We start from the raw sequence: 8621 nt of genomic DNA, 5'->3' as shown, positions 1-8621 counted from the left end.
GGGCACGCCATGTCGGCGGCCACCCAGCCCCCTCCGGCGGCGAGCCCGGGACCACAGCAAAGGGCGGGCGGGTGGGAGACGCCCGACCGCGCAGCGGACGGGCGGTGGGGCTGCCGCCCCGGGCGGACGGTGGGGTTGCCGCCCCGGACGGGCGGTGGGGCTGCCGCCCCGGACGGCCGGGGCGGGCCCCGATGGTGCAGGCCCCCGGCCAGGCTCAGCTCTTCTCGAAGCGGAACCCAACCCCCCGAACCGTAGCGATGTACCGCGGATTCGCCGCGTCGTCCCCCAGCTTCTTGCGGAGCCAGGAGATGTGCATGTCGAGGGTCTTGGTGGAGGACCACCAGGTCGTGTCCCAGACCTCGCGCATCAGCTGGTCGCGGGTGACGACGCGGCCCGCGTCGCGGACGAGGACGCGCAGGAGGTCGAACTCCTTGGCGGTGAGCTGGAGTTCCTCCTCGCCCATCCAGGCGCGGTGGGACTCGACGTCGATGCGGACGCCGTGGGTGGCGGGCGGCTGGGCCGGTTCGGTGGCGCCGCGCCGGAGCAGGGCCCGGACGCGGGCGAGCAGTTCGGCGAGGCGGAACGGCTTGGTGACGTAGTCGTCGGCGCCGGCGTCGAGCCCGACGACGGTGTCCACCTCGTCGGCGCGGGCGGTGAGGATGAGGATCGGCACCGTGTGGCCCTCGGCGCGGAGCCGGCGGGCGACCTCGAGGCCGTCCATGCCGGGCAGGCCCAGGTCGAGCACGACCAGGTCCACGCTGCCCTGCAGCCCGGCGTCGAGGGCGGTGGGACCGTCCTCGCGCACTTCGACCTCGTAGCCCTCGCGGCGCAGTGCGCGGGCCAGTGGCTCCGAGATGGACGCGTCGTCCTCGGCGAGCAGTACACGGGTCATGGGGTGATGGTAGTCCGCGTCGGACCAGCGCAGCAGGGTGATCGCCGGACGACCCCGCGCCCCTGTCCGCGCCCGCGCTCCCCCAGGAGCGGAGGAACAGGTTCCAGGGTCCACCACGTGGGATCCTTGGAGTGGTCTCACGTACACCTTGGAATGTGGGATGTTGGTTCCTGAGTCACCTGTGATCCATGTCTCAAGTCCTTCCAAATCCCGCTCTGTCGTGGCGTATGGTGGCGAGACGCCTGTAGCACTACTCAAGGACCTTTGGCCCGCTATTGCGCGCCAAGGGTCGCTTTTGTGTGTGGGCCGGTGCTGTCTTCACCGGCCTTCGAAAGGAATGACCTGTGGTCGGGCCCCGCTCGCGATGACGCGTCCGGGGTGTGGATCTCGGTGTCACCGTCCCTCGTGTTCCACGGACACCGTGGCACCAACCCCTCCTCAGGCGTGCGGGGTGGACGGCAGGACACCGGTGCCGACCGCCCCCCACCGGGCGCGCCCGCGGTCCCCCGCCGCAGCCGCGTCCCGAACCACGAGGATCGACCCATGGCGTCCAGCCTGACGAAGGACTCGGCCAGCACTCCTGGTTCCGAGAAGACCTTCTTCGGCCACCCCCGCGGCCTGGCCACTCTCTTCATGACCGAGATGTGGGAGCGCTTCAGCTTCTACGGCATGAAGGCCCTGCTCCCCCTGTATCTGGTCGCCCCCGGCGGCATGGACATGGACGCCGCCACGGCGACGGCGATCTTCTCGATCTACATGGCGATGGTGTACCTGCTCGCCATGCCGGGCGGCTGGTTCGCGGACCGCCTCTGGGGCCCGCGCAAGACGATCACGATCGCCGCCCTGGTGATCATGGCAGGGCACATCACCCTGGCGCTGCCGGGGCAGGCGGTGTTCTTCCTCGGCCTGGTCCTGGTGGCCATGGGCTCCGGCCTCCTGAAGGCCAATATCTCCACGATGGTCGGCCACCTCTACGACGGCCCGGACGACCCGCGCCGCGACGGCGGCTTCACCGTCTTCTACATCGGCATCAACCTGGGTGCCTTCTTCGCCCCGCTGGCCATCGGCACCGTCGGCGAGAAGGTCAACTGGCACCTGGGCTTCGCCCTCGCCGCCTTCGGCATGGCGCTCGGCCTCGCCCAGTTCCTGCTCGGCGGCCGCCACCTGAGCGAGCGCAGCAGCGTCGTCCCGAAGCCGGTCGAGCGGCCGGAGCTGATGAGCCTGCTGCGCAAGGCGATGCTGTGGATCATCGCCGCCGTCGTCTTCTACGGCGTCACGATCGCCACCGGCGTCTACACCCTGAACTGGGCCATCGTCCCGATCACCGTCGCGGGCCTGGTCATCCCGATCTGGGTGCTCGCCAAGATCAAGCGGGACAAGGAGCTCACCGACGTCGAGCAGTCCCGGATGACGGCGTACATCTGGTTCTTCGTGGCCGCCGCGGTCTTCTGGATGATCTACGACCAGGGCGCCTCCACCGTGGCCCTGTTCGGCAAGAACTCCACCGACACCTCGATCTTCGGCTTCGACTTCCCGGTCTCCTGGTACCAGTCGGTCAACCCGGTCCTGATCATGGCCCTGGCGCCGGTCGCCGCCTTCCTGTGGATGGCACTGAACCGCCGCGACAAGGAGCCGACCACGGTCGTGAAGTTCGCGATCGGCCTGGTCATCACCGGTGCCTCGTTCTTCGTCTTCCTGCTGCCGCTGTCCATGGCGGGCGACGGCGAGAAGGTCGGCGCGTACTGGATGGTCGCGATCTACTTCATGCACACCGTCGGTGAGCTGTGCGTCTCCCCGGTCGGCCTGTCGGTCACGACGAAGATGGCCCCGGCGAAGTACGCCTCGCAGATGCTCGGCGTCTGGTTCCTCGCCGTCACGGCGGGCGACTGCACCACCGGCCTGCTGTCCACGGCCGGCGTCGACCTGAACAAGACCGGCGTGGTCGCGATGGAGGCCACCCTCGCGGTCGTCGCGGGTGTCGCGGTGTACATGTACCGCAAGAAGGTCAAGGCACTCATGGGCGAGGTCAACTGACACCCGCCTGAGGCCGTTCGTACGAACTGAGGGCCGCCGCACCACCCGGTGCGGTGGCCCTTGGCGTTTCCCGGGGCGCGCCGGGGGACCCCGGTGGACCATCGCCCCATGACCGTGCGCCATCGCCGCCCGACCGCGCGCCACCGCCGTCCGGCCCCGCGCCACCGCTCCGCGAACCTGCGCCGCGCGCTGCTGACCCTGTCCCTGTGCGGCACGCTGCTGTCCGCGAGCGTCGCCGCCGAGGCCTCGCCCGAGGCTCCCCCGCCCGGCCGCGTCTTCTCCTACGGCGAGCACGCGCGCCAGACCGTGACCGTGTACGGCGCCCCGTCGGGCGGCGGCACGAGGCCGTCCCTCGTCGTCCTGCACGGCGGGTCGTGGGCCCGGGACACCGACTGGAGCGGCTGGTCGCGGTGGTTCGCGGCGCGGGGCTTCACCGTGTACGAGACCGACTACCGGCTCTCGTCGGACGCGGTCTGGCCCGCCCAGCGCACCGACGTCCTCGCCGCCCTGCGCTGGATCGCCCGCCGCGAAGGCCCGCGCGCGCCCCGACCGGTGCTGCTCGGCTCGTCGGCGGGCGGGCACCTCGCGGTGAGCGTGGGCGCGTACCGGGACGGTCTCACGTACGTGCGCGGGGTCGCCGCCCTCTCCCCCGTCGCCTCGCCCTACCGGGCCTGGACGGACGGGGGCCGTCCCGGCGCGCAGGACCGGCAGCGGGCGCTGCGGCAGGCGGCGAAACGTCTCGCCGGATGCGACCCGGACACCGCGGGGCAGCGCTGCTGGGCGCGCTGGGGCGACCTGGCCGCGGCCTCGCACGCGTCGGGCGCCCGGGACGCGCCCCTGTACCTGGTGCACTCGGCCGGTGACTACGTCCCGCCCGCGCACTCCGCCGAGCTGGCCGCCGCCCAGCGCAGGGAGGGCCTGCGGGACGTGACCGTGCGGACCCTGCCGGGTTCCGCTCACGGCGGCCCGCTCCTGAAGGCGCCGGGGCTCGCCAGGGACGTACTGGCGTGGCTGCGGGCGCACTCGGGCGCCCGCAGCCCACAGCGGTAGCTCAGCGGCCCCGGCTCAGCGCAGCCACCTGCGGCGCCCGCGCGGCAGGAACGTGAACACCGCGCCGCCGAGCAGGATCGCCGTGCCCGCGACCAGGCCGAGCGCCCGCAGCGCTCCATTGTCCTCGGCACCGGTGTCGGCGAGGCCGCCGCCCGACGCCGCCGCGCCGCCCGCCGAGCCGGAGGCGGACCCGCCCGCCGTACCGGAGCCGCCCGCGGCCGAGCCGCCCGACGAGCCGCCGGACGCGCCGCCCGGCTGCGCCGACGTGTCGAGCTCCAGGGACACCTCGGTCTTGGCCGGGGTGCAGGTCGTGGTGGTGCCGAGCGCCTTCACGGTGAGGACGCCCGGGGACAGCGTGGACTTGCCGTCGGCGCCCGGCTTGTAGGTGCCCGTGAGGTCGGGGATGGTGATCGGGGCGCCGGACTTGATCGGCTCCTTGTTCGCGGGGCCCTCGACCGGCACCGTGCCCTTGTCGGCGCCGCCCAGCTTCACCTGCATCGACGGGGTGACGGAGTTCGCGGGGATGTCGGCCGGGCTGTCCATGACGGACTTCTTGAACTGGACGGTCAGGCCGTAGCTCCCGCCGTTCTTCTTGGCGTTGATCTGCACCGGCGAGGTGGCTTCCTTGTCGCCGATGGGCGTCTTGCACTTGTAGGGGATCTGGACTTCCTTGCCGGGGAAGTCGGTCTGCCCGTCACCGCCGCCGGTGGAGCCGCCGGAGCCGGAGCCGCCGGACGTGCTCCCGCCGGAGCTGGAGCCGCCGGTCGTCGTACCGCCGTCGTCGCCACCCCCGGAGGCCGAACCGCCGCTGGAACCACCGGAGTTGCCGCCGGACGTGCTCCCGCCGGAGTTGCCGCCCGACGTGGTGCCGCCCGAACTGCCGCCGCCCTCGGTCACCTTGATGGTCGCGGCGGCCTTCACGGCCTCCTCGGGCTTGCACTTGGTGTCCGTGGAGATGGGCTTGTTGACGTTGATGTCGTACGCGTCCGGGGTGAGCGTCACCTCGCCCGGCTTCGTCAGCTTCAGTTTGCCCTTCATGTCCGACAGGACCATCGGGCTGCCCTTGGGGATCGGCGGGTTGGTCCGCGTCCCCTCCAGCTTCAGGTCGCCGCTCTGGGCGCCGCCGACCTTGATCGTGCCGGTGGGCAGGACGGTGTCCTTGCCGAGGTCGAGGATGTCGGGGTTCTTGGACGCGGCCTCGACGGTCTTCCACACCACCTCGACCTCGTCGCCGACCTTCGCCTCGGCGGGCACCACGACATCGACCTTCGTGGTGCCGTGCACCGGCGGCAGATTGGAGATCGGGGGCGGTACGCACTCGGTCTTGTACGCGACCTCCGCGGCCCGCGCCGGACCGGCGGCGGCCAGCAGGGTCCCGCCCACGAGCCCCGTGCCGCCGAGCATCAGGGCGACACCGGCCGCGGTCACTCTCGTACGGGGCGGCGGCGCCCCCGCGCTCCCTTTCCTCCGCGTCCTCCTCATGATTCTCCCTTCGTCGTGGGGCCGTTGTCGGACGGTGCGGAGAGCTGTGCCGCGGGTGCGCCCGGATCGGCGTCCGGGCTGAACCAGGGCAAGTTGGTGGTGGCCGCCCCGGCCGTGGCCGGGGGTGTGATGGTGTCGCGTTCGGCGGTCACGGCCGACTGCGGCAGGCGCAGCCGCGGCAGGCGTACGGTGAACTCGCCGACGCGGGACGTGCGGTGGCGGCCCGGCGGGCGGCGGCGCCGGTCGGGGCGGAGCCGGTCGACGAGGACCATGCCGATCCGGAAGACGGCCGCGGGCACGACGACGCACAGCAGGATCCAGAACAGCGTGACGCCCCAGGGGCGACCCACGCCCCACGGCTGCTCGGCGAGGACCCGGTCGGCGTACCGCAGCGACACCAGATAGTCGCCGTGCGCCCCCGCCGGGAGGTCCACCGACAGCTTGATCTGCGCCTTCCTGCCCGGCGCTATCGTGCCGCGCCACTGCTGTTCCTCCCACTGCGGGGCGAACACGCCGTGCGAGGTGCCGACCTGGAACACCGGGTCCTTGACCGGGGTGGAGCCGACGTTGCCGACGGTGAAGACGAGCTGCCGCGACGGCGGGGCGCCGAACCAGGTGAGGAGCCCGCTGGACCCGTCGAGCCGGGTGTCGGTGAGGACGGACAGCCTGCCGCCGCCCTGCGGCCGCGCGGGCAGCGGCCGCACGGGGTGCCCGGCGACCTTGAACGCCGCGTCCGCCGAAGCCTTCTTCCCGGTCACCGTGGCGACGTGCACGACGCACGGGCAGGCCTCCGGGGGCTCGGCCACGGGCAGCGCCTTGCTGAAGGTGCCGTCGCCGTCGGTGGTGACGGCCCGCCCCCGGGCGTTGGCGCAGGAGTTGGTGCCGCCGGGCACACCGAGGGCGGGCGTGGCCTGCCCGCACACGAGCATCATCAGGAGGGCCTTCGGCCGCCATCCCGTGCCCTTGACCGTCACCGAACCGCCCGTGCCCGCCTGGGACTTGGAGAGAGTGACGGTGGGTTTGTCGGCGGCCCGGGCGGGGGCGGGCGCGGCGAGGGCGGTGCCGAGGGCGGCGAACAGCAGCGCCAGGGCCAGGGCGGCGCGCGGGAGGGCGGCGGGGGCGGGTAAGGCGCTCCGGCCGCGTCCGGTGGGCCGCCGGGAGTTCCCCTCCGCGCCGTGGCGGGCTCGTGCCGACTCAACCATCACCGCAGACCTCCGCCCGCCGACGCCGACGTACCCAGACAAAGCCCCCCACGAGGACCGCGGCGCCCCCGGCCGCGCTCCCCACGACCGTGGGCCACGGCACGATCCAGGCGGAGGCACTCGCCCGCTCCGCCACCCCGCCCGCCGCGGTCACCGTGAGCCGTACGTCCACCGAGTCGAGCGCGGGCACCTCGTCCCAGGGCTCGCTCAGGGACACCCGCCGACCGGGCGCGAGCTCACGCGGCACCGCCCGCGCCCGCCGGTCGAGCAGTTCGCCGAACATCCCGTCGGCCCGCACCACGACCTTCGGCGCGAGGACGGTGGTGCCGCGGTTGACCAGGTCGTACGAGATCCGCCGCGCCCCCGCGTCGACGCGCACCCGCTCCACGGTGAGCGCGGCGAGCGCGGGCCCGCTCACCCGCAGCCGCACGGCGACCCGCGCGTCCCGCCCGCCGCCGCGCGCCACGACCTCACCGAAGCGGTCGCCGGGCGCGGCACCCGACGGCACCGTCACGGTGAACGGCACCTCGGCCCGGGTCCGCGGCGGCACGGTCAGCTGCCGTCGCGCGATGGTGAGCCACTTCCCGGTGCCCGCGGGTCCGGCGCCGCGCAGGGTCACGGTGCGCGGGGCGGATCCGGGGTTGGTGACGGACAGGGTGTCGCGGAGCACGGCGCCGGGGGCGCCCTCCGCGTAGAAGTACTGCCGCCCGTCGGACCGCGCGGGCCGTGAGCCGCTGCCCGCGGAGGGCGCGATGGACCAGGCGGGGGCGTCGGCGGAGCGCGCCCGACCGCCCGCGTCGTCGGCCCGCGCGCCCTGCACGGGCCCCGCGCACCACGACGCGAGCAGCACGGCGGCGCCCGCGCACAGCGCCCGTGTCCCGCGCGTGCTCCACGTCGACGGCTTCAGCGGCATCGGCTCCCCCGCGTTCGTACCCGGTCCGTGTGCGGGGTCAGCGCGACCGCGCCGCCTGGTTGCGCCGGGTCAGCCACAGCACTCCGGCCGCGCCCGCGAGCAGCACGGTGCCGCCGAGGGTGCCGAGGGCGATGGCGGAGTCGGTGGGTCCGGTCTGCGGGAGTTCCTCGCCGCCGGCCTTCTCGCCGGAGCCGGAGCCGGAACCGGCGTCGCTCCCGGAGCCGGACGTCGCCCCCGCTCCTGCGTCCGACCCGGTGTCGTCGGAGCCGCCGGATCCACCGGAGCCCTTGACGTCCAGGGTCAGGGACGGCTTGGGGTTGTTCGCGGGCGTACACGTCGTGGTCGTGCCGAGCGCCTTGATCGTGAGGACCCCGGCCGTGAACGTGACCTTCCCCGACTTCTTCGGCGTGTACGTGCCCGACAAGTCACTGATCTTGATGGGGGTGTTGGCCGGGATCGCCCCGGCGTTGGTGGGCCCCGAGACCGCGACCGTGCCGCTCTCGGCGCCGCCCAGCTTGATCACCGCGCTGGGCTTCATCGCGCCCTTGCCGAGTTCGACGGGGCTGGAGGAGACGCCCTTCTGGAAGGACATCGTGAGCTTGTATCCACTGCCGCTCTTGACGCTCTTGATGTCGATGGGCGAGACCGCCCCCTTGTTCCCGATGGGCGTCTTGCACTGGTAGTCCACGTCCTGGACCTCGGCCTGGGCGGCGGGTGCGGCAAGGAGCAGAGCCGATCCGGCCATGGCCGTGGCGAGCACGAGCGCGGCCGTCTGTTTCTGGTACGACACCTCGTTTTCCCCTCATGCCGGTGGTGCGGGCGAGTCCGTGCCGCTGTGCGAATTTACTGACGGCACATCAGATTTGGCGCTCAAGGTACGCCCGGGGCCTTGTCGAGGGAAGACAAAGGACGCGTCGGATCCGTGCTGATCCGACGCGTCGGGGAAGCGGGGCGGCGGCCGTTCGGTGACGGCGGCCGGGGGCGCGAGGGCGCCGGGGTGGCGGAAGGGGCCCAGGGGGCGGGGGCCGGATGGCCGGAAGCCGGGGGC

The 8621-nt window shown here is 73.2% G+C and carries 7 protein-coding genes; 2 read left to right on the top strand and 5 right to left on the bottom strand.

Annotated elements, in window-relative coordinates; all coding sequences use genetic code 11:
• Positions 1–214 precede the first annotated feature (214 nt).
• Complete coding sequence (locus OO63_RS40880) at positions 215–892, bottom strand: response regulator transcription factor (RefSeq protein ID WP_016644465.1); 678 nt, start codon at positions 890–892, stop codon at positions 215–217.
• A 543-nt stretch (positions 893–1435) separates the two neighbouring features.
• On the opposite strand from OO63_RS40880, the gene OO63_RS40875 reads away from it, so the two are divergent.
• Positions 1436–2926, top strand: a complete 1491-nt coding sequence (locus OO63_RS40875; RefSeq protein ID WP_030360708.1) for a peptide MFS transporter — start codon at positions 1436–1438, stop codon at positions 2924–2926.
• A gap of 108 nt (positions 2927–3034) precedes the next feature.
• Positions 3035–3976 (top strand): alpha/beta hydrolase family protein, encoded by a 942-nt coding sequence (locus OO63_RS40870; protein WP_051811793.1) that lies wholly within the window; start codon positions 3035–3037, stop codon positions 3974–3976.
• 15 nt (positions 3977–3991) lie between these two features.
• Here the strand turns inward: OO63_RS40870 and OO63_RS40865 are convergent, their stop codons facing one another.
• The 4 genes from OO63_RS40865 to OO63_RS40850 are packed head-to-tail and all read right to left on the bottom strand — an operon-like array spanning position 3992 to position 8363.
• The gene (locus OO63_RS40865; protein WP_030360706.1) at positions 3992–5404 is read right to left on the bottom strand and encodes a hypothetical protein; all 1413 of its coding nucleotides are present in this window, start codon (positions 5402–5404) and stop codon (positions 3992–3994) included.
• Positions 5405–5454: 50 nt separating this feature from the next.
• The gene (locus OO63_RS40860) at positions 5455–6660 is read right to left on the bottom strand and encodes a hypothetical protein (protein WP_234311302.1); all 1206 of its coding nucleotides are present in this window, start codon (positions 6658–6660) and stop codon (positions 5455–5457) included.
• Positions 6653–7573 (bottom strand): COG1470 family protein, encoded by a 921-nt coding sequence (locus tag OO63_RS40855; protein ID WP_030360704.1) that lies wholly within the window; start codon positions 7571–7573, stop codon positions 6653–6655. The genes OO63_RS40860 and OO63_RS40855 overlap by 8 nt, the downstream gene beginning before the upstream one ends.
• A gap of 37 nt (positions 7574–7610) precedes the next feature.
• The gene (locus OO63_RS40850; protein WP_030360703.1) at positions 7611–8363 is read right to left on the bottom strand and encodes an LPXTG cell wall anchor domain-containing protein; all 753 of its coding nucleotides are present in this window, start codon (positions 8361–8363) and stop codon (positions 7611–7613) included.
• Between the last annotated feature and the right edge of the window lie 258 nt (positions 8364–8621).

This window comes from Streptomyces alboflavus, from assembly GCF_000716675.1.
GTDB classification, from domain to species: domain Bacteria; phylum Actinomycetota; class Actinomycetes; order Streptomycetales; family Streptomycetaceae; genus Streptomyces; species Streptomyces alboflavus.
The sequence above is the reverse complement of the archived record's forward strand: the minus strand, read 5'-3'. Positions and strand labels throughout refer to the sequence as shown.

Coding starts and splice junctions, on each gene's coding strand:
- OO63_RS40880 (WP_016644465.1), bottom strand. CDS start 892: ATGACCCGTGTACTGCTCGCCGAGGACGACGCGTCCATCTCGGAGCCA.
- OO63_RS40860 (WP_234311302.1), bottom strand. CDS start 6,660: ATGGTTGAGTCGGCACGAGCCCGCCACGGCGCGGAGGGGAACTCCCGG.
- OO63_RS40855 (WP_030360704.1), bottom strand. CDS start 7,573: ATGCCGCTGAAGCCGTCGACGTGGAGCACGCGCGGGACACGGGCGCTG.
- OO63_RS40870 (WP_051811793.1), top strand. CDS start 3,035: ATGACCGTGCGCCATCGCCGCCCGACCGCGCGCCACCGCCGTCCGGCC.
- OO63_RS40875 (WP_030360708.1), top strand. CDS start 1,436: ATGGCGTCCAGCCTGACGAAGGACTCGGCCAGCACTCCTGGTTCCGAG.